Genomic DNA, 23,458 nt, shown 5'->3' with positions numbered 1-23,458 from the left:
GTACTCACCATTCCTTTTCTCACATTTGCTTTTCTTTGTAATTGGCCAAGAGCCGTGGTAAAGTGGATTACAATATTGGAACTATCCATAAGCCTGCGCTGCATGGCAACCACTTAAGGAGGAGTCATAATGAAGCCGCTGCAAATTTCGCCGGAGACGGCTATAACACTTTCCAAACAGCTTGGTGTTCCCTTGGAGCACTTGATGCATATGCCTCAACATATTTTGCTGCAAAAGATAGCTGAGCTATCCAAGAAGAACACACCGCAGGCCGAAGGCGAGCCGGAATCGCCTTCATCCGGGAAGGATGAGCAATGATTCCTTTCAGCCACACCTGGCCTTATGACATTATATTGGGCGATATGTACGTGCAATACTGCCCCTTCTGTACCCATGAGAATGTGCTGCTGCCCCTGAAACCGAAAGAACTGCCTCTTATCCGTGACGGCAAGAAGCGCCTTCTGGTCTTTCCCTGCTGCAGCACCAGCCTCACGGTGATAGACAACGATGCCGATTATCTGTTGTTCGACCGTGCTGTAAGATAACTTTTAAGCGAAAGCAGGACAGACTGTCTACAGACCGTTTAAAGACGTCCCTGTCGACGGCAAAGCGCAGAGAGGAACTCCTCTCTGCGCTTCTTCTATGTCTCCAGCCAGAGGAGAAGCATAGCTCATGTTCTGTCAGCGTCCTACTGTGTCGGAAGGAAGGCCATCCTCGTTGATCTCTTCACCACGCATCTGCTCACGCAGAATCGCCCACTGCTCCCGTGCAGCCCGGATCATCGCCGCATCCATAATCCGCTGATCATTTATCAGGCGGGAGAACCATTTGACCGCATCAGAGAAATTACCCGTACGTCGGTTCAGCTCTCCAATAAGGTACATCAGCCGGGCATCATTTCCGCCGAGACCATCGCCCTCAAATACCTTGATATAAGCGTCTAGAGAGTACTGCAGAAAGCGCGTCTCCTGTGCCGTGTCCCCCTGATAGCGGTACAACCAGGCAATATGATGCAGCAAACTTGCTATAATGCGGTCCTTGTCATTGATGCTCTGGGCGCACAGCAGCGCGAGCTTATATGTCTCCAGCGCTTCTTCCCAGCTTCGCTTCTCACCGAAGTCACGCGTTTTCCAGCGTTTTCCGACTTGATCGTTAAAGGCTTTGCGCTGCCAATCGGCGAGCTTGCCCGCAGAATTCTCCGTGGAAGCAAATCCGCATTTCGGGCAGACCCTCACAACATAATAATCAGGGTTCTCATTCTTGTAGTAAGAACAAAAATCCGCATCGCGACGCACTGCCTTCTTGAGGCTGGGCCGTACCCGAGAGGTTGAAAACTCGTGTTCACAGTTGCAGCACTGAACCTTAATGGAATACAAAGGTACTAATTCAGACAAATGCCCTCATTCCTTTCGCCATAAAGCCTTCTCTTATTCTTGGGGCATGTTCACAAAGTGATGTGCAGGGCCAGCCAGGCGACTTAATACAAAAGAACGCAGCGGCTCCTCCACTTCTCCCTCCTCCAGCGCTTCTTTCATACACTGCAGCCATTCCTCTGCACGCTCCGGGGTAATCGGAATATGCATATGCCGTGCTCTCATCATGGGATGCCCGTGAAGCTCGGAGAAGAGCGCAGGGCCGCCAAAGAATTGGCTCAGGAATTGATACTGCTTCTCCAGGACAGGTGCAATATCCTCGGGGAACAACGGACCAAGCTGTGGGTGGGCCTGAACTTTGCTGTAGAAGACCTCCACCAGGCGGTGAAGACCTTCGGCGCCCCCCAGGCTAACATATATACTGTCATTTGGATTCATTGAAGGGTACCAGCTTTCTTCCATAATAATGTAACGACCTTTTCATTATACCAAAAAAAGAGCATATAATGATATCTGTCCTAAGACTTCACATCTTGCACACTGCACAGAGACAAAAAAGACGCTAAACGATTGTTTAGCGCCATCATTCCATATTCAATAGGTCCGAAAGTCCTCATCACCAGGGGGGACGAGGGAAGCCCGGATTACATATACAAAAGCACAAACCAGCACTCCGGCAACTATGCTCATCACCATCACTCCATCCCTAATTATCCGATGTACAGCGGTGTTGTATTTATTAATTTTATAATATCACAAATTCGACCGAAAAGCACAGCTTTTTGTAACCGTTTTCTTTATTTTTTTGTGTCTTTTGTCCTTCTTTTCTGTGCTGTTTGTCCCTGTTTTTGCATACCTTCTTAGCAATAGACCTGGAGGCGTAGATCATGATCATGAAAAGACTAGGTGGCCCGCTGCTGGCTTTCGGGCTGGCGGGTTGTATGCTGCTGATGCTAATGCATCCCGGATCATCACTTACTGCTGCACTACGAGGACTCTCCATCTGGTGGGATGTCCTGTTTCCATCGCTGTTTCCTTTCTTCGTTATCTCCGAGATGATGCTGGGCTTCGGTGTAGTCCATCTCTTCGGCACTCTGCTTGATCCACTGATGCGTCCGCTGTTTCGTATACCGGGAAGCGGCGGTTTCGTAGCAGCTATGGGATATGTCTCAGGATACCCCGTTGGCGCCAAATTAACCGCAAAGCTGCGTGAGCAGAATCTGATTAACCGGATAGAAGGTGAGCGACTGGTGGCCTTCACCACCTCTTCCGATCCTATTTTTCTGCTTGGCGCGGTTTCTGTCGGATTTTTTCACGACGCGTCTTTGGGTCTAATTCTGGCTATTTCTCATTATGGTGGCGGGTTGCTCGTCGGGCTCTTAATGTCTCTTCACGGTCGGAGTGCCGAATCCACCCCGGATCTCTCCGTCACTACGCCTGTGCAGCCCCGCACCGGACAAGGTACTGGCAGGCTGCGGGCTGCACTGTCGGCGATGGCCGATGCCCAGCGCAGGGATGGCCGGGGCTTGGGTGAGATCATGAAGGATGCCATTCAATCCTCTTTAAAACTTATTATTGTCGTCGGCGGCCTGGTTGTATTCTTCAGCGTGCTTATGGAGCTACTGTCGCGCGCTGGCATCATGTCCACTCTCTTCACCCTGGTGGGCACTCTGCTATCCCTGATCGGCTTTCCTCCGGAGCTCTCGCAAGCTCTGGTGGGCGGATTCTTCGAGGTCACCCTCGGCGTCCGTTCCGCCGGGGAAGCAGCATCTACCGTGCCGCTTCATTTCAAAGTTGCAGCGGCGGCCTTCATCCTTTCCTGGGGTGGCTTGTCTGTCCATGCCCAGGTGGCAAGCATTCTGAACGGCACCGGGCTGCGCTACCTGCCGTTCATGATCGCACGCCTTGTGCATGGCGTGCTCGCGGCCGGCCTCGCCTTGCTGCTATGGCAGCCCGTCGCTGGCGGCAGGCTGGCGGCGGCCTGGAGCGAATGGCCGCCTGCAGCCTCACTGACATCTGCGGGCTCCGGCCTCGCCGCAAGCCTTGTGCTGCTCGGACTACTCCTCGCCTTAGCCCTCTTGCTCGCGCTAGTATTATCCTTGGCGCGACTGCACCGCAAGGGCTGACCGCTTTAGGCTCTGCGGTCAGCTTTGGTCTTTTACACCCTCAAACATTGTGTTCCGCATCAAGATTGATTATGATCGGTGTATGACTGAATTAAACAAAGGAGCCTGTACATCTTGAGATATTATGTTCTGGACCGCGGTGATGAACTGTCCATCAATCTTGCGGAGCAATTTCACAAGCTGGCGGCGGAGCGAAACCTGGAGCTGGATGCCGAGTCCCCGGAGATTGTCGTCTCGATTGGCGGCGATGGCACGATGCTTCATGCTTTCCACACCTTTATCGACCGCATTCCGAATCTGGCGTTTGTAGGCGTGCATACTGGTCACCTCGGCTTCTATGCTGACTGGAAGGCGCAGGAGTTGCCTACCCTGGTCGACTATATGTGCGGAATGGGAGAAGGAAATCCGAATAAGCCGAGAATTGTGCAGTACCCTCTGTTGGAACTGGAAATTCATAAGAAATCCGGGTCTACCTCCCACATTGCGCTTAATGAGTTCACTCTTAAAGGGGTGGATGGTACCGTAGTCATCCAGATTGACATTAATGACGTGTCGTTTGAGATGTTCCGAGGGGACGGAATTTGTATCTCCACTCCTTCCGGCAGTACCGCATATAATAAAAGTCTTGGCGGTGCTATGGTTCATCCTACAATTGAGGCTATGCAGATATCAGAAATTGCTTCCATTAACAACCGTGTGTTCCGCACGATGGGTTCACCGCTACTGCTGCCGAAGCATCATCACACCGATATCTTTTCACGCAAAGAGCAACGTCTGCTATTAACAGTGGACCATGTCAATATACCGGTCGATGATCTGATTTCCGTGCGCTGTCAGGTATCTCCCAAAAAGATCAGCTTTGCCCGCTACCGCCCATTCCCGTTCTGGAACCGTGTTCGCGAAGCTTTCCTCGTCTAGCTCAAACACCGGAACGGCCCAGTTTTGGCCCGCATAATTGTACTACACACAAGGGCCGGGGATGACTATATCTCCGGCTTTTTCATGCTGACAAAACTATCGATTACAGCTAACATGATTCGATAGACTAGAGAGAATTCAAGTGGTATAATGAGCCTATTTTACAAAGTGTTCCATATCAAAGGAGAGAATCTGTTGAAAAAATTATTGTCCATTATGGTCGCGGGTCTGCTGGCACTCGTTATGGCCATTCCCGCTTTTGCGGCCGAGAAACCAATTGAAGTCTACATTAATGGCAGCAAGGTCCCTTTTACCTCAGGGGCTCCATATCTGCAGAATAACTCTATACTGGTTCCTTTCCGGGTTGTTTTTGAAAAACTGGGACTAAAGGTACTCTGGGACGCTAAGACTGAAACCGTCACCGGTACTGGAAAGAATCTGTCCATCAGCCTCAAGATTGGCAGTAAGGTAGCCATGGTTAATGGAACAGCTACCAAGCTCCCCCTTGCACCTGTAGCCAAGGCAGGAACCACATACATACCCTTGCGCTTCATAGCTGAAGCAACAGGCGGCACAGCTGTATGGAACCCGTCCTCTCGTACGGTCAACATTCAGGCCTCATCTTCTGACCCCGCTGCCGAAGCCAAAACGATTACAGAAGTGATCAAACTGGCTAATCAGTACCACAATGAAAAAAATGCCGAGAAATACTACTCCCTGATTGATCCGGACTCCATCAGCGATGATTCGATCGCAGACCTTAAGGAACAATTTAAGAGATACGATCAGAGCACTACTATCGATAGTGTCGAAATCATCGATTTGAAAGCCGATGAAGCAACGGTCTATACCACGGAAACCAACCGCCGGATAGGTGGGACCTACTTCCCTGATCAGAAATACGAATACCTGTATACCCTTGTTCGACTAGGTGGAAAATGGAAAATCTCCGAGGTGGAAAGTCAGGACAGCATTGTTCTCTTGACTCGTGAACAAGGCCTGAAGCCCGCGACTGTGCCTCAAGACGATTCTGTAGCTATTCTGAATAACCTTACGCAATATTTCCAATTCATGAATGAGAAAAATGCCAAGAAGGTTCTTTCAACAATGACCTCAAATGGAGAAGAAATTGACGATTCCCTCATAGGTGATCTCGAAGAATTTTTTGGCGCCTATGATATTACTTATACTCCGGGTGTCTCCAATATCTTCTACTATAATGCTGGAGAAGCTGCTGTCTATGTAGAGAGCAAGGTAAAAGAAGCAAGCTCGAAGGTAAGCTTCCAGTCTGGGACGATCTACGTTCTCTCCAAATCAACTAATGGAGCATGGACCATCGACACCAGCTACGTGGTTTCCAATAAGCAACTTTAAAATTATATAAAAAGGGCGTGTGCATTTTTATGAAATCCGGAAAAGTTATGACCGCTCTTCTTAGCGGCTGCCTGGCACTGAGTCTTATGTTGACACCGGTTGCTTCAGCAGCCGAACCTGCCAAGGCAGCCTCGAATGAGGACCTCATCAATGAAGTTATGCAATATTTGGAGAACTACAATCTTTCAGGTGTGGACAGGGATACCTTGATCCGCGGTGCCATCGATGGCATGGTCAACACGTTGGATGATCCGTACAGCCAGTATTTCGATGCCAACGAGGCTGCTAACTTCTCCCATCAGGTGGATCTTGAATTTGTAGGGATCGGGGTCAGACTGCAATATACAACTACCGAGCTATATATTGAAGAAGTAATTGCAGGATCACCTGCTCAGAAAGCTGGTCTTAAACGTGGCGATGTTATCCTCAAAGTGGATGGCGTGCCTGTTGAAGAGACGGAAGGCGATGAACTAAGCGGAGCGCCAGGAACCAAAGTAACCCTGCTCATTCAGCGTGACGGGGTTTCTAAATCCATTCGCGTGACACGAGAAGAGATTGCTTCGGCTGCCGTTACTGGACAGATCATCGGTCCCAAAATCGCTTATGTCAGCCTGAGCGGTTTTACCCAAACCGCTGACGAAGAATTTGCCCAAGTGTTGAACAAAATGCGTACGGCAGGCATGAAATCCATGGTGCTGGATCTTCGTGATAACGTGGGTGGCTATATGGAGTCGGCCTACAATATTGCATCCATGTTCATGGATAAGGGTATTATGATGTACACCTCCGACCAGAGCGGTAAGCTGACTCCGGTAACTATTACGAATGGCAGCAAAATAGGGGTACCGGTTGTCATTCTAACTAACGCTTATACGGCCAGTGCTTCCGAAGCCCTGACCGGCGCGCTGCGGGATAACAAGATTGCCACCGTTGTTGGTACCCGTTCCTTCGGGAAGGCGCGAATTCAGAGTCTGCTGCCTATATCCAATGGCGACATGCTTAAGCTGACCACGCAGAAATATTTGACGCCGACCAAGGAAGACTTCAACCACATCGGACTTACTCCCACCATTGAAGTGCAGGGTAAAACAGCACAGCTGATCACCGCACTAAAAATCGCGGGATTGTCCACTATTGAAGCCTCCGGGGATAACCATATCCTGGATATCAATGGCGTTCCTTTTGCCGGCAACGTCGGTTTGATCAAGCAAGGAAACACTATCTACGCATCTGCACGCGTGCTTTCCGCTCTTGTTGAGGGTGAAATCGCATGGGACGCAAAGAATAAAAAGGTTGTCATAACCAATGTTGCAGGCGTCGCTTCTGGATTCACCGTTGCCTCCAAGGCTGCCCTCTCCAAAGATGGCGAGACCTATATTGATCTGAATGCCTTCAAGCAGAAATTCCCTGCCCTGGCGTGGAGCTATAATGCTGCTCAGAATAAATTGAAATTATCTGTAAAATAAACGTTATCAAACTAAAGGGACTGTTCTACTGTAGAATTACTACAGTGGAACAGTCCCTTTTAATTACATAAAAGATATTAGAAGATGCATGGTCTTTCCAAACCCTGCTTAACCCTGCGGCTCCTGAGAGACTTGGGAGCCTTGAGGGCTTTGTTGGTTTTGTTGGTTTTGTTGGTTTTGTTGGTTTTGTTGGTTTTGTTGGTTTTGTTGGTTTTGCTGGTTTTGAGGCTTTGGAGCGCTCTGAGGATTCGGCGTGTTCGGTTGGCCGCTTGACGGCTGGACTTCCCGCTTTCCTTGGGAGTCACGATCCCTGTCACGTTCCCGGCCCGGTTTCTTCCCTTGTCCCTCTTTAGCACGATGACTCTTGCTTTGGTGTTCCCGCACAGGTTTATCCTTTACCTGATTGTCTTTTCCCGCTGCTTCTTTAGAAGCATTGGAATTAGATTTTCCGGAATGCTCACGGCCTGTATTCTCGCGGGCTGACGCTTGGCGGACAGCCGGTTCTTGTGTCGTCTCTTCTGATAGCTCATTCTCCACGGTTTGAACCTGCGGATCTTTGATCAGAATATCCTTGTACATGCCTTCTTTTGGCTGTTCTTTCGATTTTTGCAGCACAAAATAGGCGCAACCAAAATTGCAGTATTCATTAATGTAATCCACCATGCCTGAAATTGCTGTATCCCGGTTAACCTTTGGATGGTTGTCCCGGTAAAAGCCCTTCAGACGCAATTGGCTGTAACCCCAGTCACCGACGATGTAATCGTATCGTTCCAGCACTTCGCTGTATCTTCCGCGAAAAGCCTCCGGATTCCATCCGTCTTTGTGGTCCAGCACTAATTCGTAGCCTTTTCCGCCTATAACGATCAAGCTTTTTGTCGCCTGCCTTTCAATAAGATGAGGAAGAGCGTTGATCGGCCGTCATTGCTGGAATTTTGGACTTACGGTCGTTGTTGTTGTCCAATTTCTTCAATTGTAACCGCTATGCGGTTGAAATTGGACAACAGCGTCTGCTTCCGAAGCCAGCTTTCCTCCGGAAAGCTTTTAGACGAACGCTGCCGCTCCTCCAGTTCCAAAATTCCCTCCATGACTCCATCAACGCTGGCGTGGGGAGCAAGGGGAATGGCTAAGATCGCGATAACGCTCCTTAGCTAACTTCGCTTGCTCCGCTGGCCGTTGGCCTCGCCTCGCTTAGTTTATTGGAGAGCTTCAAATCGCTGTCGCTCTTTCGGCTCTCCACCATTTTTCGTGACTCACGTCACGGGAAACATAAAAGATTTAAAGCTTCTTCGTGACTACGTCACGGGAATACCTTACAGATGAAAACCATCGTGACTTAGTTACGGAAACCAAACAGCGAAAACCTTCGTGACTTCGTCACGGGAACCAAACAGCGAAAACCCTCGTGACTTCGTCACGGACAGGATCTAGCCCAAAGTCACCGCACGGCCCTCACGGGCGTTAGCGGCGGATTTGACCTGCTCATGCGCATGATATGAGCTGCGCACCAGCGGGCCTGATTCGACGTGGCTGAAGCCACGCTTCAAGCCCTCTTCCTTCAATCGGGCAAATTCCTCAGGTGGGTAGTATTTCTCCACATTCAGGTGCTTCGGTGAAGGCTGCAGGTACTGACCAAGAGTGAGAATATCGCAGTCCACGGCACGGAGATCATCCATCGCCTGCAGTATCTCGTCCCACTCCTCCCCAACACCCAGCATGATGCTGGATTTGGTAGGAATCTCAGGCTGCATCTCCTTGGCCCGCTTAAGCAGCTCCAGGGAGCGGCGATACTTGGCTTTGGCCCGGACACGGTCAGACATCCGCTCTACGGTCTCAATATTGTGATTTAGAATATCCGGCTTACTGTTCATTACAATCTCCAGGCTATCCCGGTCACCCAGGAAGTCGGGGATTAACACTTCCACACTACAGAGAGGAAGACGCTTACGGATCGCTGCAACCGTCTCGGCAAAGATCTGGGCACCGCCATCCTTCAGATCATCTCTGGCTACACTCGTCACAACACAGTGGCGAAGACCCATGCTTTCTGCGGCTTCAGCCACACGCTCAGGCTCTTGCAAATCCAGCTCTGTTGGCATACCGGTATTGACCGCGCAAAAACGACAAGCCCGTGTACAGATATCACCTAAAATCATAAACGTTGCTGTTCGATTAGCCCAGCATTCATAAATGTTTGGACAACGAGCCTCCTCGCATACGGTATGCAAGGTTTTAGAACGCATCATGCTTTTAATATCCTGGTAGTTATCACCGGTAGTTAGCTTGATTTTAATCCAGTCCGGCTTGGGTTGTTTAGCGCCCTTAGTAGTCAAAGTAGATAACCCCCACTTTCGCCTGTGTAATAATCGATTGCCGCGTTAAAGTTGCTGCCTCATATTATAGCATGTGCGCCATAATAAATGCCTGTTTTTGTGAAAAATCCAAGGCAGAACTAGCCGCAGCCCAAAAGGCACGCTTGGTACGTCTGGTACCTTTAGGCAAGAACGGATAAAACGATCACATTTGCTTCAATCTATAGAAAAAGAACGACACCATGCCCGGACAAAGGAGGTAGTCCTATGCGGTCCCAATTTCACAATCTTCTGGTGCAAAAATCATTCTTGTGCATGTCCGCTGCCACCATCCTATGGAGCGGACTTCATCTTCCCGCTGCACAAGCGGCCAGTATGGGAAGACAAAGCCCCCCAGCATCGGTGAGTTCCAAAACGGATGCCGTTCCCACCAGTAAAGCCGCATTACTGTCGGCTCGTAGAGAACTATATGAGCAAATCAGTGCAGCAACAGGCATTCCCTGGTTCCGTTTTGCGGCCATTGATCAATATGAACATACCATCGCCAAAAAAAGCAAAACGACACCCCAGAATCCGGCCAAACTGACCGGAATTCACATCCCGTCACCCGTATGGGCAGGACCGCTGAATCCTGATCAGGAGGATACTTCACCACGGTCTATCAGCTTCTTCGGCGGCTTCGGCACTGATGGCTCAGGCGACGGACGGGCCAACCCTGACAATGATGCAGATGTACTCTACAGCATGGCCCGCCATCTGCTGCGTTATGGACAGTCACCCAGCGATTTCAGTATCGCCGTCTGGGAATATTACCACAATGGCCGAGCCTCGCAGCGAATTAACCAATTCGCCAAATTGTACGAGCATTTTGGACGGCTTGATCTATCCGGGAACGCTTTTCCACTGCCGCTAGGAAATACGTATGCCTACCGCAGCACCTGGGGCACAGGTCGTAGTTGGGGCGGAGCGCGTATCCACGAAGGTACTGACCTGTTCACTCCACACGGTACGCCTGTACGCAGCACTTGCTACGGCATTGTGGAGACCAAGGGCTGGAATCGCTACGGAGGCTGGCGGATCGGAATACGCGATATTGATAACCGCTACCACTACTACGCTCATCTGACCGGATATGACAAGAAGCTCTCTCAGGGAGATATTGTGCAACCAGGCCAGGTGATCGGTTGGGTCGGCAGTTCAGGCTATGGCAGTCCAGGTACACAGGGGAAATTCCCCCCACATTTGCATTTTGGCATATACAAGGATAGAGGGATTACCGAATGGGCGTTTGATCCTTATCCATTGCTGAAGCAATGGGAGAACCAAGAATACAGAGCGCTGCGAAATAAAAATAAATAGGACAAATGGTGTTCATTGAGGAGTGCATTTATGTTTCGGTTCCTGTACTTTGAATAAATTGCAGCACCTCACGCATTGTCTTGTCCTTGTCATCGTCGTGGCACAGCATGTGTCCACTCTTATCAGCGATAAGCATCTGCTTGCGGGCCGAAGGAATCGTATGGTGCAGATAACTGGCACTTCTGGTTTTGACCAAATGATCCCGTTTACCCTGCACAATCAGGGTCGGCGTCTCAATATGCGGATAGATCTCGAAGCTCTCGCGAACTAGTCGCTGGAACTCTCTGGTGGCCTTCGGCGGTGTAGAGCGAATTTTGCTGATGTATAGCTTGATCATCGCCGGATCGCCAAGTGTCTTGAACATTTCAACCAGATTCAACGGAAACACAGGTGTCGATAGCAGGGTCAGCGAATGAATCCGCTCCGAGTAGCGTACCGAGAGATGAGAAGCGATCAGCGCTCCGGTGGAAAAACCAATCAGATGCACACGCTCATTGGTCGCCAGCAGCGTGTTTAGCTCATCTTCAGCGCTTTGCTGCCAGTCATGCCGGCTCGTTTTTAGCAAATCCGCTCTTGTTCCCCCATGTCCCTTCAATGTGAATGTCCGGGAACGGTAATGATGCTGCTCCATATAGGTGGACAACGGAGCAATCTCATGTTCTCCTCCTGTGAAGCCGTGAATGAACAAGCAGCTATCCATAAGGCTCCCTCTTTTCCTTGGGTGATTGGTCAAAATGTTTATACGACGACCTTCGTTCCTTCTCGCTTTTTGTTGCTGTCTTTTGTTCATCTTATATAGCTTGTGTCCTTCCTTTATTTTCTATGCATAACGCCAAACAGACCGCCGAATCGGCGGTCTGTGGCTTTTCTATGTTCAGCGTGCTAATGACTATCCGTCCGCAACAGCGCACTATCTGGAATGCAATGTAATTAAGAGCATTTTTGCACCTTAAATCATCTGTAGGTAAAGGCTAGTGCATATTAAGTGCAATATTGCACCTTAATTCTTCCAGATCATCCCGTTCATCACGCTTTTTCGAAAAATAAGATACAATAATGCCTCTATTCCCCTCATTTACCTATATTAACGAAAAATAAGGTACCAAAATGCCTTTAGTTGGGGAGTCCCCCTCTTTTTCACTGTTAAAACGACTGCGATGGGAAAACCGATGTAGCTTTTCTCCTAGATGGACCGATCCGCGCAAACAGAAGATACCGCTTCTAGCGGTTGAGCTCTGTTGATAGTCTATCCTTCCGTGCTGACTTCTCTATGAGAAGCTTTCAGGCGGTCGCTATTGCGCCTGCAGTTCCAAATCTCCCCCTTCGTCCCTTCTCTCTTTTTGTTACTTTCTCTAGTCCATCCTATACAGCACCTGTTTTCCTTTATTTCCATTCATCACGCCAAACAGACCGCCAAATCGGCGGTCTGGGCTTTCTAGAGTCACCATGTTAAGTTTTCTCCGTCATACTATCCATCATCTCATACATAATGATAATGCCGTCGATCTGTATCTCAACAGCGGATTGGCTCATTCTGTCTCAATTCGAATTCGTTGCGCCGCTACTCCCACCGCTATTGTTATTGGCTGGCGCACTGCCATTCCCACTAACATTCCCACTTCCACTAATCTCCGGAATAGCCGTAGGGGCAGGATTACCGGTATTCAGACTACTGCTGTTCTCGTGGCCCTGAACGGCAGCGTCACCCTTCTCTCCAGCAATTTGCGGCGCCGGAATGGCAATACCAGGCGCACTGCTGCCGTTCTGCCCGACAGGCTGACCTTGATTGTCATAGTAATACATCGGCACATCCCCTACGACCATCAGATACGACACCGGAATCTCTGTATCCACCACCTGTGGCTGCATGTCAAACGGAATGACAACGGCCACCTCAGTCACGATATGGATATAGACCTCTACTAGAATCATATTGATTCCGGCATTTTTCTGACGTGTAGCCAGTTCTACCTTGACTGCGCCCTGCGGTTCAATCGTAATGGGAATATCCGGACCGAAAGAGGCAATCAGTGGACTGCCTAGCGCCTGCCCGAGCGGAATACGCTCCCGCTTATTATGCAACTCCTGCAAGGTGGATTGAATAACTGTCGCTGCTTGAGAGGTGATTCGCATATGTTCGGCATAATTCAGCATGAATCCCGATATTTTCCCGTTCTTGTCTGTCTTCCAATCAATTAGCTCTTCGGCATTGCCTCCGCTGGCTACTTGAGAAGTTATGGCCTTATTGATCGATTCTGTGGCGATTTGCTTGACACGAATCTGCGCCAGATGCACGATAGGGGGCTTCAAATGCTGCTCCACATACCGGATACTCTGGAATACTCCGAGCAGCAGCAGCAATGAGACGATCAACCAGAATTTACGCCTGCTGCCTGACTTCCCTCGGGTGCCTGCACTGGATGGTTGCCGCTCTCCGCGGCTGAATAATTTTACAGGACGCCTGCTCCGCTTGGCCTCAAATCGTGCAGACTGCGGCCGGATGATCGTCGTCTTGCTAGGTCGTGCCTTGAAGGCCGGACTTCTTCCCGCCGGACGCGGGATACGATCCCAGCTGAATTTGGGCAGCCGCATGCGGCCGAAGTCGGGCATTCGGATCCGCCGGCTCCCCCATTTTTTATTTCTGCCCATTGCGTTTGTCCCTCCCGCCTGACCCGGCGGTCAAGCCGCCGCTTAGTATAAGATATTCGGGAGAGGGACAAAAAAGAAGAACGTCACCCGCTAGTCTGCGGGATAACGTTCTTCTTCATTTTTGCCATAAGCCAATCCTCTGATCGACTCAAATCAGCTCAGCATCGATCGGCAACTCCATCCAATTGGGTTCTCAGCCCATACGGCTTCGCTTATCTTCCTGCAGATGACCCCAATGCCTTCTGACAAAAACAACGATCAGAATCACTATAAATACCGAATACCAAGTCAAGTAGACGCCCCAATCCTCCTTGGGCACAATCAGCGTAGAACTGAGCGTTCCGAACAGCCAGATATAAGATAAGTTGCCGAGCACTGTTCCCCAAATGAATGAGGCCGTAGAAAGCGGTGAGACTGCCGACATCAGATTAATGATATTGTTTGGAAGAATGGGAATAGTACGCAGTAGCACAAGGGTCCAGATGCCGTAACGATCCAGATTGCGCTGCCACTTATCGTAACGCTTCAGTTTCTTTGTCCATTTGCGGTCAAACCAGTCGAACAGATACCGCCTGCACAGAAAATACACCAGGATTCCACCTAGATTACAGGTCAACCAACTGATTAACATCCCGCCAATCACATCAAATACCGACACATGCAGTACAATCAGAATGGCAAGAGGGAAAAAACCAAATAGACTTTGCAGCAGGGTCAGCGGGATCGTAACGAGCAAAATGTAAGGCCCGGTCAGGCCAAGGGTTTGCAGCAGCCAATCTATCCATGAATTTATCGTCTCTGTCAATGGAGTAATCTCCTCTCTTGACTCCTTACAGGCTGCATCCTGGGTACGACCAATCCCTTGAAAATGCTAGTAATTCAATTCATATTCCCATGAAAAACACCCCTCACGGGGTGTTTATTGAATATAACGTGGTGTAAAGATTACATGTCAGGTACAGTCATTGTACAAAGGTTACAAAATTGTATTAATTGATTTTTATCATAGCATATCCTTAAACCATCTGCAAAAACAATTATTCGATTCCTGCAGTCCAGGTCGCTACTTTATCGGGATTACTTTCTACCCAAGCCTTAGCCGCCTCTTCAGGAGATTTGCCACCCTGAATCTGGACCATAACCTCCGCCATATCCTCCGGTGTCCACTCGAATTGATCGAGGAACTTATAGACCTTCGGCATATCATCCTTCAAGCCTTTGCGAACCATGGTATGAATTTGTTCATCTCCGCCATACACATTCTTCGGATCATCCAGATATCGAAGATCCATATTGGCAAACATCCAGTGCGGTGTCCAGGCAGTCACGACGATAGGCTTTTTGTTGTTATATGCTTTTTGCAGTTCCTGCGCCATGGCGGCAGAAGAGCTCTCAACCAGCGTATAATCACCAAGCCCGTAGGATTCAATCGCTTTTTCCGTAGTGGTCATAATTCCCGCACCCGGCTCTATGCCGATAATCTTATGGTCCAGCTCAGCACCGGCCTCGGCACTTTTCAAATCCTCAATCGATTGGATGTTCATATAGGCCGGCACGGCAAGCCCAACCTTCGTTCCATTCAAGTTTACGCCGAGATCCTCGATATCATTCCCGTATTTTTCAAGATAGGAAGCATGCGTACCTGGCAGCCAGGCAGCAACCATGGCATCAGCACTGCCGTCTGCCACTCCGGCCCACATTGGTCCGGCATCCACTTGTAACATTTCAACATTAACCCCGAGCTTCGATTCCAGCACTTCCTTAACAACATTTGTACTGGCAATTTCCGAATCCCAGGCTACATAAGCCAGCTTTACTTTATCATTGCTCCCTGCCGAACATCCGGCGAGAACCGCGACTAATAGTGCTGTCAGCAGTAATCCCAAGCTCTTTTTCTTCATTATAAGGTAACACTCCTATCTTTGTTTTGGTTTCAAAGCGTTCTGGGTCAGGCGGTCGAGCAGAATAGCAATCACCACGATGGCGATTCCCGCTTCAAAGCCCGCTCCGGTCTTCGCTTGCGATACCGCACGGTAGACCAATGCCCCAACACCCTGCGCACCGATCATCGATGAGATGACAACCATCGACAGAGATAGCATGATCGTCTGGTTAATCCCCGCCATAATCGTCGGCAACGCGATCGGTAATTGCAGCTTGAACAGCTTCTGTGACGGAGTCGATCCAAATGCGTCCGCCGCCTCTACAAGTTCAGGCGAGACTTGCCGAATGCCGAGATTCGTCAGGCGAATCGTTGGCGGGATCGCAAAGATAATTGAAGCAATCACACCCGGAACCACACCCAGCGAGAAAAAGGATACCGCGGGCAGCAGATACACAAAGGCTGGCATCGTCTGCATAAAGTCCAAAATAGGTGTAATTGTATTTTTCACCGCATTGCTCTGCGCACATAGGATACCAATCGGCACCCCGATAATTACAGCTAGAATTGATGCTGTTAAGACAAGAGCCAGCGACTGCATCGAAGGCCCCCATAAACCAAGGTTATCGATCAGCAGCAGGCCGATGACCGCAAATAGAGCCATTCTCCATTTGCCAATCCAGTAAGCCAGTGCAGCAATAATTACAATAAGAACAAGCGCTGGTAGGAACGTGAGCATATTCTCGATTCCCTTCACCATGCCGCCGATTATTGCATGTATAACATCAAACACTGGACCGAAATAGGTAGTTAGCCATTTTTCGAGCCATTCAACACCTTGGCCCAGTGGTAGCTTAGGAATGTTCATTACACGTGCTCTCCTTCCGGAACTGCGTTGCCGGCAAGCGCTGAAAGAACGGCACCTTTAATGACAATTCCTTTGAGTCGATCGGATTCATCCACTACAGCTACCGGCAAATGTGTCTCCGACATCAGCTCGAACAAATCATTGAGCAAGGTATCGGGGTGCACACGGGGGATTTCCCGCCGCAGCACTTCAAGTATCGTTTTATTCTCTTTGATCGCTTGGGCCGCATCTTCGGCCGTTACGACGCCTTGGAGCTTCATTTCTTTATCTGCAACATATAGACTGGATACGCCACTATCACGCATTAATTGCAGCGCGACGCGGGGACCACGCTCAGGTCTGACCATTTCTGGCTGACGCATCACATGCGCAGCGGTCAGTACCTTGGACAGATCCACATCCTCTACAAAACGCTCAACATATTTATTCGCAGGCTGGATCAGAATCTCTTCTGGTGTGCCAATCTGCACAATGACCCCATCCTTCATCAGCGCGATTCTGTCACCGATCCGCAATGCCTCATCCAGATCATGTGTGATGAACACAATCGTCTTCTTCACTCTGGCCTGTAGTTCTAGTAGTTCCTGCTGCATATCCTTGCGAATCAGTGGATCAAGAGCGCTGAACGCCTCATCCATGAGCAGAATATCTGGATCGTTAGCCAGCCCGCGGGCTAAACCAACCCGTTGCTGCATCCCGCCGCTGAGCTGATCCGGGCGATGATGCTCCCAGCCTTTCAGACCGACGAGTTCCAGGGCCTCCATAGCGAGCTGAGTGCGCTTTTTCTTATCTACGCCCTGCACCTCCAGCCCGTACTCCGTGTTCGCGAGCACCGTCCGGTGCGGGAACAACGCAAACTTCTGGAATACCATACCGATATTTTTGCGCCGGAACTGTCGAAGCTGCTCGGGATTCATCCCAACTACATCATTCCCTTTAAAAAGAACCTGCCCCCCAGTAGGCTCAATCAAACGGTTCAGCAGACGAACCAGGGTTGATTTACCACTACCTGACAACCCCATAATGACGAATATTTCTCCTTCTTCAATACTGAATTCGGCCTTATTGACACCGACAGTCAGCTTGACTTCCTGAGCGATCTTCTCTTTGGACCACCCTTGTTCCAATAATGGAAGCGCACGCCCCGCATCATGACCGAATACTTTGGTTAGCTGTTTCACCTCTATAATAGGCATGCTGACCTCCTTCTCCCGTTTCTGTATCGGGTTAGTTCACTCCTAATAGTCTACCGGACGTATGAAAAAAGACGCAAAGCTCATATTCGGATAAAATTTAGCGTACAGTTTTAACTTTACAAACTATACACAAAGAATACTCTGTTTTACGCCAAATTCCTTTTATCACGAAATCTTTACTTATTAACCACGATTTGATTACAATACACAGTAGAGGTCTGCAGTCTATTAGCCAATTCCTCAGGAGGGACATCATGAATGATTTAGAAGGGCTTGCGCCCGAGCAAATAGAGAAGATTAGCAAAGCCCGGGAACGAGTCATTGATTCCATCGGTAAAAATATGGACTTATACGGTATCACCCTGTCTATCGGGCATTTATATGGGTATATGTACTTTAATCAGGGTCCGGTAACGCTGGACGAGCTTAGCAAAACCATGGGGATGAGCAAGACATCCATGAGTACAGGCGTCCGTACCCTATTGGACCTTAAAATGATTGATAAAGTATGGGGAAAAGGCACGCGTAAGGATTTATTCGAGGTTGTTCCGGATTGGCACCAGAATTTCAGCGATTACTTCTCTATTAAATGGAGAAAAGCCGTTGAGGGCAACATGAACGCCCTGTCCAAATCCATGAATGAAATCAAGGATATGAAGGCAGAGTACAGCGATGACGCAGAGCTGCTGAAACTGCTGGACAATGACGAGGAAAAGATCGGAGAGGCGGTCAAGTATTACCGTTGGCTGCTGAAGCTGATTGAAGCACTGGAAAGTGGTAAAATCTTCGATTTGATTCCTAAAGAAACATAGCACAGCCACAATTATAGAGGTTCTTGTCAGTCATTTTATGGCTGTGCGGGAACCTCTTTTTTTGTAGACATGCATGATCCATTTTTCCGTAAAAGTATACATTGTTCATTGGTTAAACATTACGTTTGACTTGCCTTCGTATTCAGCATAAACTTAAATATAATTGTTTTCATGCCAGATTTTACTTGAATGTGTGACTGAAGAAAGCGCTGTAATCCAGCCTTTTTCAGACTTTTTTATTTCTATATATGTTGAAGTTAAGACACTAACATAAGGATCGGCGTCGCTCCGGTGAAGCTTGGACTTCCGGTCGCTGTTGTCTCCAGATTTCTTCTATTAAACCGCTTTTAGCGGTTGAAATCCGGAGATAGCCTATGCTTTCGATGCTAGCTTTCCTATGGAAAGCCTTCAGGCGACCGCTATCGCTCCTTCAGTTCCAATCTTCCCCTCCACTCCTTCTCTCCTTTTCGTTATTTTCTTTAGTTCAACTTATATAGCCGGAGGGTGGCTTTTCATTGCAGTTGAATATCAAAAAGATTGCCGAAATGGCCGGCGTATCGGTCTCAACGGTATCCAAAATTATGAATAATTACCCCGACGTCTCCGAAAAAACGAAGCAAAGAGTGATGGAGATCATCGAACAAACCGGGTACTCTCCTTCCAACTCTGCCAAGACGCTGGCTACCAAAAAGTCGAGCCTGATCGGCGTTATTTTTGCCGGGGAGCTGAATGTCGATTTCACCCATCCCTTTTTTCTCGCCGTGCTTAATGCCTTCAAGAAGCAGATGGGTGTGCTTGGTTATGATTTAATTTTCTTTTCCAATGAGAAATTCTTAAGCGGCGGTGATTACTTTTCCCGCTGTGTTCATTTTCATGTAGACGGCTGTGTGATCATTTCAGGAGAAGAAATGGAGCCCGCCATCCAGGAACTGGACATGAGCAGCATTCCATGTATCGGGGTAGATCTGGAGCTGAAGGGTAAAAAGTCAGGCTACGTGACATCTGATAACTATCAGATTTCCTCCAAGGTGGTTGAGCATTTCTACCTGCTCGGTTACCGGGAGCTTGGTTTTATCGGAAGCACGGCCAATTCGGATATCTCTAACCAGCGGGAAGCCGGATATATCAAGGCCATTGAGGGCTTCGGCATGAGCATCAATGAGAACTGGTTCGTTCATGGGGACGATTTCTTCGAGCCTAGCGGATATGCGGCCATGCAGCAATTGATCCAGTCCGGTCCTTTGCCCAAGGCCATCTTCGCTGCCTCCGACCTGCTCGCGCTCGGCGCGATTCGTGCACTAAAGGAACATGGTCTGCGCATACCAGAGGACATCGCTATTATCGGCTGTGACGACATCGAAGCCTGTAAATATACGACACCAACGCTAACAACCGTCCGTCAGAACAAAGAGCGGCTCGGGATTCTCGCCGCCCATATGCTCTACGACCTGATCAACAATCAGTCAGAGGGCGGCTCCTTCGTTGTGGAGCCGGCACTGGTCGTCCGTGAATCCTGCGGCAGCCGCCTGCACGATCAAGGATGACGTCTCTTTCGCCGCCAGCCGGGAGATTTGGCGGCGGCAATGCCAAAACAGCCTGCCCCAGCATGATGACATGCGGGGGCAGGCTGTTTATTTATATTAGCGCAGCGGGGAGGAATGGGCTCCGCTGCGCTTTTTGCAACAGAATCACCTTACAATGGCGTAGGTTCAGCTACTTGTTCGTCCAGTTCAAGCTTCACCAATTGTCCTACCTGCGTCAACCCTGCACCAAAACCGTACATGAGGACGGTCTGGCCGTTCTGGACCTTGCCTTCCCGGATGCCCAGATCAAGCGCCAGCGGGATAGAAGCAGCAGACGTGTTACCAAAATGAACGAGACTGTACAACGCCTGTTCCAGTGGGTAATTCATTCGCTCACAGATCGGCTCGATCATCCGCAGATTAGCGCTGTGTGGAATAAACCAGTCCACCTGCTCAAGACTCGTCCCTGCCTTGCCTAGCAATTGCTCCACACCTTGTGGTACGGTCCGAACCGCCCAGCGGAAGACCTCCCGCCCATTCTGTACAAGCAGCTTGGTATCCACAAGCTCGATATCTTCAATTTTGGAAGACAGACCCGTGCGGTATACATGATGCCCACCGCTACCGTCACTCCCCATATGGAAGCCCAGGAATCCGGCAGAGCTAGCCCCGCTTTCTACCAGCACCGCTCCCGCCCCGTCACCGAACAAGATACACGTACTGCGGTCACTATAATCTGTAATTTTAGAGAGAGTATCCGCGCCTAGCACCAGCACCTTCTGGTGTAGTCCAGAAGCCACAAGACCGTTAGCCATATGCAATCCGTAGACAAAGCCAGCACATGCTGCACTCAGATCGATGGCTCCGGCGCTCTGCGAAATTCCCAGGCGGTTCTGTATCAAGGCAGCCACGGAGGGAAAAGGAAAGTCAGGTGTGCTTGTAGCTACAATTACCATGTCTACATCCGTAAGATTTTTTCCGTAACGCTTCGCCAAATCCTCTGCAGCAGCTACACACAAATCACTGGTGAATTCATCCTTGCGGCTAATTCTCCGCTCCCGGATACCCGTTCGTTGGACAATCCACTCATCATTGGTATCTACCATTTTCTCCAAATCGGCATTAGTAAGCCTTTGCGCGGGAACATAGGTCCCGATAGCTGTAATCTTCGCATCTGTCAATTACTTCACCCCATTGTTTAGCATCTAGTATTAGTACTTGGTACTAAGTATAGCAAATGAACTCGTTTATATGCAACTGGGATTATGCCAATTTTCGCGTATCCCGCCCTCTTCTTCTTCGCAGCCACAACGTAATCAACAAGACCAGAATCACGATAACCGCTACTAAAGTGATGATGATATTCTTGATATTAGGTGCATACACCACCAGTTTTAGCGGCTCGGGATTCCCCAGCGACATATGCCAGGTCAAGGTCCGGCCATCCTGTGAGGTCGCATTGTTCGGCCCGTAGACATTCACCGGCAGCGTCAATTGAAAATCAAAGGCAAAGCTCTCCATAAACATCCGCACAAACGATTTGGGAATATTCAGCATCCCAAGACTATCTATAATTTGCTCAGAATAAGCGCTCAGCTTGGGCTGGACCTCCAGATCATACTTGGTATATAGCCATTTGGGGTCCGTAACAATCTTGGAATCCACTAAGCTCATGCCGTCACTCGGCTGCGCTTTCAACTCCTCCACAGAGGAATAGTTCTTAATAAATTGATAGTCCACATCTTTGCCATCCTGCACCTTTTGAAGCTCTATACCTGACTCCGCCAGCTTGTCTGTCAGGATTTGTTCAGCTTTGCCGCTGATTAGCGACGCCGTACGGGAATCCAGCTTCAGATTCACAGCAAGGTCAACACTGCCATTTCTATTAACCGTGACATGAGCAGTCCCTTTCGCACAGCCTGACAAAAGCACGAGCATGAGGATCATCCCCACAATCATTGCCGTTCTCCTTTTCATCCGCATGCTCCTCTACTCCGTAATGTTTCTCCTCATAATGTCTTTTTAATCTATATAGCATAATATAGCCGCTCTAAGGATTCAAACACAATGGGCAGGCTTTGCCCTCTCCATCCGCGCAAAAGCCCTTCGCTTCCTCAAAGGGGTGCGAAGGGCTTGATGATATAAGTTGTAAACTATGATTATGAGTTAACCTTAATCCCACCAACGATATGTTCCGACCGATTGCGGAGGAAGAATTGCCGTGAACTGCCGGCCATCACACAGAATGCGGAATGGCTGGGCCGATGGCGTCTGGTTAATAACCACAGCCACAAGCGAGCCGTCTTCGTTGCGGAATGCCACATTAGTGACCGTGTCGACGGAGCCGTAGCTGCTGCCAATTCGTACGGCTCCCCGCCGGACGAACCTGCTGTACTGACCCAGCAGATAATACTCCGGGGTTCTCCAGTAGCGATCAGCCTCATTGGCATCCTGAATGAACATCGTGGGTCCCGGCGTTCCCAGCCACTGATGAGGGGCAATGCGGCTGTTAAGCATCGTGACCCAGGCGTTATAGCTACTGGCATAATTGCGGAAGTAGCGGGCCATCCGGTCCGCGCCACTTGTCCCCCACAGCGATCGCTCCGTTAGATAGATCGGCTTATCGGGATAAGCGGCATGAATTTCGCTCATCACCTCGGGATCGCCTTCATAATCATGCAGCGCAATGCCGTGAACCTTGGCGCCTGCTTCAGTATCATTTAGAATCGGCGTCACATAATTCCAGACCTCGTCGAAGTTATGGTCGAAAATCCACAGTTTCGTATCCAATCCATGCGCTGCGAATTCCTTCGCCAGCGCCACCGCCAGCTCCCTCTGCCGTTCCGGCGGCATATAGCAGCTCGGATAATCCGTTTCTAGCAGCGGCTCGTTCTGCAGGGTCATGGCATAGATCGGGATGCCGAGCTCCCGATATGCCTGAATGGCCAGGCGATAATACTTCGCCAAGGCATCCGTGTACTCACGGCCTTCCTTCAGGCGGCCGCGTTTCAGGCTCCCGCTTGTCTTCATCCAAGCGGGCGGGCTCCACGGTGAAGCGAACAGCAGCGTGTCTGGGGCCAGCGCCAGCAGTTCCTTAATCGTAGCGATGATGGACAGGTCGATATCCTTTTGAATCGAAAAATGCTTCAGCCCAAAGTCCTGTTCTCCATCCCGCACATCATCATAGGTATAGAATCGTTCGGCTGTAAAATCAGAGGTCCCCAGTGTAATACGGAACAGATTAAAGCCGATACCACCCTCCGTATGACTGAGCTGCTTCAGAATGCTTTCCCGCTCCTCCGTGCTCATCAGCGACAGATTACGAACGGTCGTCTCTTCCAGCGAGGTTCCGATCCCAAGGATCTTCTGATAGGTATGTTCCGGCGACACAATTAGGGTGGTCTCCCCTCCATCTTCAGATGGACTTGGAACGACCCACTTCAAATCAGCTTGCTGACTCAAACGATATGTAAGTTCTTGCGGTCCCTTAAACCAGCTTTCCTTGCCCGGGTCCTGTTCCGAACTAATCCAGACTTCCACCGATTCTAACGATTTGTGCTCATTGTTCATGGCAGTCATCTCTCCTTATTCTCTTACTTGATC

23 protein-coding genes are annotated in these 23,458 nt (G+C 49.5%); 9 read left to right on the top strand and 14 right to left on the bottom strand.

Going from position 1 to position 23,458, the window contains the following annotated elements:
- Positions 1–129: 129 nt before the first annotated feature.
- Positions 130–318 carry a YycC family protein gene (locus tag AC3Y23_RS14885; protein ID WP_379200167.1) on the top strand — a complete coding sequence of 63 codons (189 nt, stop codon included), beginning with the start codon at positions 130–132 and terminating at the stop codon, positions 316–318.
- Positions 315–545: a hypothetical protein gene (locus AC3Y23_RS14880; protein WP_066376312.1), complete on the top strand. Its 231-nt coding sequence runs from the start codon at positions 315–317 to the stop codon at positions 543–545. Before AC3Y23_RS14885 ends, AC3Y23_RS14880 begins: the two co-directional genes overlap by 4 nt.
- A 135-nt stretch (positions 546–680) precedes the next feature.
- Here AC3Y23_RS14880 and AC3Y23_RS14875 read toward each other — a convergent pair whose 3' ends face one another.
- Together AC3Y23_RS14875 and AC3Y23_RS14870 are read right to left on the bottom strand one after the other, a co-directional pair.
- Positions 681–1,394, bottom strand: a complete 714-nt coding sequence (locus AC3Y23_RS14875) for a DUF2225 domain-containing protein (RefSeq protein ID WP_379200164.1) — start codon at positions 1,392–1,394, stop codon at positions 681–683.
- Positions 1,395–1,427: 33 nt separating this feature from the next.
- Positions 1,428–1,811, bottom strand: a complete 384-nt coding sequence (locus tag AC3Y23_RS14870) for a globin domain-containing protein (protein ID WP_379200162.1) — start codon at positions 1,809–1,811, stop codon at positions 1,428–1,430.
- Between the two features lie 449 nt (positions 1,812–2,260).
- On the opposite strand from AC3Y23_RS14870, the gene ylbJ reads away from it, so the two are divergent.
- The 4 genes from ylbJ to AC3Y23_RS14850 all read left to right on the top strand — a co-directional run bounded on the left by ylbJ (position 2,261) and on the right by AC3Y23_RS14850 (position 7,257).
- Positions 2,261–3,499, top strand: a complete 1,239-nt coding sequence (gene ylbJ / locus AC3Y23_RS14865; RefSeq protein WP_379200160.1) for a sporulation integral membrane protein YlbJ — start codon at positions 2,261–2,263, stop codon at positions 3,497–3,499.
- A gap of 114 nt (positions 3,500–3,613) precedes the next feature.
- Positions 3,614–4,417: an NAD kinase gene (locus tag AC3Y23_RS14860; protein WP_379200158.1), complete on the top strand. Its 804-nt coding sequence runs from the start codon at positions 3,614–3,616 to the stop codon at positions 4,415–4,417.
- Positions 4,418–4,612: 195 nt separating this feature from the next.
- Positions 4,613–5,791, top strand: a complete 1,179-nt coding sequence (locus tag AC3Y23_RS14855; RefSeq protein ID WP_379200156.1) for a stalk domain-containing protein — start codon at positions 4,613–4,615, stop codon at positions 5,789–5,791.
- Positions 5,792–5,820: 29 nt separating this feature from the next.
- Positions 5,821–7,257 carry a S41 family peptidase gene (locus AC3Y23_RS14850; protein WP_379200154.1) on the top strand — a complete coding sequence of 479 codons (1,437 nt, stop codon included), beginning with the start codon at positions 5,821–5,823 and terminating at the stop codon, positions 7,255–7,257.
- Between the two features lie 108 nt (positions 7,258–7,365).
- Here AC3Y23_RS14850 and AC3Y23_RS14845 read toward each other — a convergent pair whose 3' ends face one another.
- The 3 genes from AC3Y23_RS14845 to lipA all read right to left on the bottom strand — a co-directional run bounded on the left by AC3Y23_RS14845 (position 7,366) and on the right by lipA (position 9,587).
- Complete coding sequence (locus tag AC3Y23_RS14845) at positions 7,366–8,124, bottom strand: YutD family protein (protein WP_379200152.1); 759 nt, start codon at positions 8,122–8,124, stop codon at positions 7,366–7,368.
- A 71-nt stretch (positions 8,125–8,195) separates the two neighbouring features.
- On the bottom strand, positions 8,196–8,342 hold the full coding sequence (locus AC3Y23_RS14840) for a hypothetical protein (protein WP_379200150.1): 147 nt from the start codon (positions 8,340–8,342) through the stop codon (positions 8,196–8,198).
- A gap of 339 nt (positions 8,343–8,681) precedes the next feature.
- Positions 8,682–9,587, bottom strand: a complete 906-nt coding sequence (gene lipA / locus AC3Y23_RS14835; protein ID WP_379200148.1) for a lipoyl synthase — start codon at positions 9,585–9,587, stop codon at positions 8,682–8,684.
- 246 nt (positions 9,588–9,833) lie between these two features.
- Here lipA and AC3Y23_RS14830 point away from each other — a divergent pair, with 246 nt between their 5' ends.
- The gene (locus tag AC3Y23_RS14830; protein ID WP_379200146.1) at positions 9,834–10,925 is read left to right on the top strand and encodes a M23 family metallopeptidase; all 1,092 of its coding nucleotides are present in this window, start codon (positions 9,834–9,836) and stop codon (positions 10,923–10,925) included.
- 28 nt (positions 10,926–10,953) lie between these two features.
- Here the strand turns inward: AC3Y23_RS14830 and AC3Y23_RS14825 are convergent, their stop codons facing one another.
- From AC3Y23_RS14825 to AC3Y23_RS14800, 6 genes are all read right to left on the bottom strand, one after another.
- Entirely contained in the window at positions 10,954–11,625 is a 672-nt protein-coding gene (locus AC3Y23_RS14825) for an alpha/beta hydrolase (protein ID WP_379200144.1), read from the bottom strand.
- Positions 11,626–12,464: 839 nt separating this feature from the next.
- Positions 12,465–13,574: a sporulation protein YunB gene (yunB, locus tag AC3Y23_RS14820; protein ID WP_379200142.1), complete on the bottom strand. Its 1,110-nt coding sequence runs from the start codon at positions 13,572–13,574 to the stop codon at positions 12,465–12,467.
- Between the two features lie 193 nt (positions 13,575–13,767).
- Positions 13,768–14,379, bottom strand: a complete 612-nt coding sequence (locus AC3Y23_RS14815; protein ID WP_379200140.1) for a TVP38/TMEM64 family protein — start codon at positions 14,377–14,379, stop codon at positions 13,768–13,770.
- Between the two features lie 232 nt (positions 14,380–14,611).
- Complete coding sequence (locus AC3Y23_RS14810) at positions 14,612–15,475, bottom strand: glycine betaine ABC transporter substrate-binding protein (protein WP_379200138.1); 864 nt, start codon at positions 15,473–15,475, stop codon at positions 14,612–14,614.
- A 15-nt stretch (positions 15,476–15,490) separates the two neighbouring features.
- Entirely contained in the window at positions 15,491–16,324 is an 834-nt protein-coding gene (locus AC3Y23_RS14805) for an ABC transporter permease (RefSeq protein WP_379200136.1), read from the bottom strand.
- Positions 16,324–17,520, bottom strand: coding sequence for a quaternary amine ABC transporter ATP-binding protein (locus AC3Y23_RS14800; RefSeq protein WP_379200134.1), 1,197 nt, complete (start codon positions 17,518–17,520; stop codon positions 16,324–16,326). The genes AC3Y23_RS14805 and AC3Y23_RS14800 overlap by 1 nt, the downstream gene beginning before the upstream one ends.
- Positions 17,521–17,774: 254 nt before the next feature.
- Here AC3Y23_RS14800 and AC3Y23_RS14795 point away from each other — a divergent pair, with 254 nt between their 5' ends.
- Positions 17,775–18,332, top strand: coding sequence for a GbsR/MarR family transcriptional regulator (locus AC3Y23_RS14795; protein ID WP_066376227.1), 558 nt, complete (start codon positions 17,775–17,777; stop codon positions 18,330–18,332).
- Positions 18,333–18,853: 521 nt separating this feature from the next.
- Positions 18,854–19,876, top strand: coding sequence for a LacI family DNA-binding transcriptional regulator (locus tag AC3Y23_RS14790; RefSeq protein ID WP_379200131.1), 1,023 nt, complete (start codon positions 18,854–18,856; stop codon positions 19,874–19,876).
- Positions 19,877–20,025: 149 nt separating this feature from the next.
- Here AC3Y23_RS14790 and AC3Y23_RS14785 read toward each other — a convergent pair whose 3' ends face one another.
- From AC3Y23_RS14785 to AC3Y23_RS14775, 3 genes are all read right to left on the bottom strand, one after another.
- The gene (locus AC3Y23_RS14785) at positions 20,026–21,036 is read right to left on the bottom strand and encodes a ketoacyl-ACP synthase III (protein ID WP_379200129.1); all 1,011 of its coding nucleotides are present in this window, start codon (positions 21,034–21,036) and stop codon (positions 20,026–20,028) included.
- A gap of 82 nt (positions 21,037–21,118) precedes the next feature.
- Complete coding sequence (locus AC3Y23_RS14780) at positions 21,119–21,832, bottom strand: hypothetical protein (RefSeq protein WP_379200127.1); 714 nt, start codon at positions 21,830–21,832, stop codon at positions 21,119–21,121.
- Positions 21,833–22,027: 195 nt separating this feature from the next.
- Positions 22,028–23,425, bottom strand: coding sequence for a glycoside hydrolase family 30 protein (locus AC3Y23_RS14775; RefSeq protein ID WP_379200125.1), 1,398 nt, complete (start codon positions 23,423–23,425; stop codon positions 22,028–22,030).
- Positions 23,426–23,458: the final 33 nt, after the last annotated feature.

The organism is Paenibacillus sp. MAHUQ-45 (assembly GCF_058133325.1).
Note: the sequence above shows the minus strand (reverse complement) of the source record. Positions and strands in the feature narration are given on the sequence as shown.

What these genes read in the sequence shown, in the direction of transcription:
- AC3Y23_RS14885 (WP_379200167.1), top strand. Translation starts at nt 130, where the DNA reads ATGAAGCCGCTGCAAATTTCGCCGGAGACGGCTATAACACTTTCCAAA.
- AC3Y23_RS14800 (WP_379200134.1), bottom strand. Translation starts at nt 17,520, where the DNA reads ATGCCTATTATAGAGGTGAAACAGCTAACCAAAGTATTCGGTCATGAT.
- ylbJ (WP_379200160.1), top strand. Translation starts at nt 2,261, where the DNA reads ATGATCATGAAAAGACTAGGTGGCCCGCTGCTGGCTTTCGGGCTGGCG.
- AC3Y23_RS14830 (WP_379200146.1), top strand. Translation starts at nt 9,834, where the DNA reads ATGCGGTCCCAATTTCACAATCTTCTGGTGCAAAAATCATTCTTGTGC.
- AC3Y23_RS14805 (WP_379200136.1), bottom strand. Translation starts at nt 16,324, where the DNA reads ATGAACATTCCTAAGCTACCACTGGGCCAAGGTGTTGAATGGCTCGAA.
- AC3Y23_RS14780 (WP_379200127.1), bottom strand. Translation starts at nt 21,832, where the DNA reads ATGAAAAGGAGAACGGCAATGATTGTGGGGATGATCCTCATGCTCGTG.
- AC3Y23_RS14870 (WP_379200162.1), bottom strand. Translation starts at nt 1,811, where the DNA reads ATGAATCCAAATGACAGTATATATGTTAGCCTGGGGGGCGCCGAAGGT.
- AC3Y23_RS14880 (WP_066376312.1), top strand. Translation starts at nt 315, where the DNA reads ATGATTCCTTTCAGCCACACCTGGCCTTATGACATTATATTGGGCGAT.
- AC3Y23_RS14775 (WP_379200125.1), bottom strand. Translation starts at nt 23,425, where the DNA reads ATGAACAATGAGCACAAATCGTTAGAATCGGTGGAAGTCTGGATTAGT.
- AC3Y23_RS14795 (WP_066376227.1), top strand. Translation starts at nt 17,775, where the DNA reads ATGAATGATTTAGAAGGGCTTGCGCCCGAGCAAATAGAGAAGATTAGC.
- yunB (WP_379200142.1), bottom strand. Translation starts at nt 13,574, where the DNA reads ATGGGCAGAAATAAAAAATGGGGGAGCCGGCGGATCCGAATGCCCGAC.
- AC3Y23_RS14850 (WP_379200154.1), top strand. Translation starts at nt 5,821, where the DNA reads ATGAAATCCGGAAAAGTTATGACCGCTCTTCTTAGCGGCTGCCTGGCA.
- AC3Y23_RS14840 (WP_379200150.1), bottom strand. Translation starts at nt 8,342, where the DNA reads ATGGAGGGAATTTTGGAACTGGAGGAGCGGCAGCGTTCGTCTAAAAGC.
- AC3Y23_RS14810 (WP_379200138.1), bottom strand. Translation starts at nt 15,475, where the DNA reads ATGAAGAAAAAGAGCTTGGGATTACTGCTGACAGCACTATTAGTCGCG.
- AC3Y23_RS14825 (WP_379200144.1), bottom strand. Translation starts at nt 11,625, where the DNA reads ATGGATAGCTGCTTGTTCATTCACGGCTTCACAGGAGGAGAACATGAG.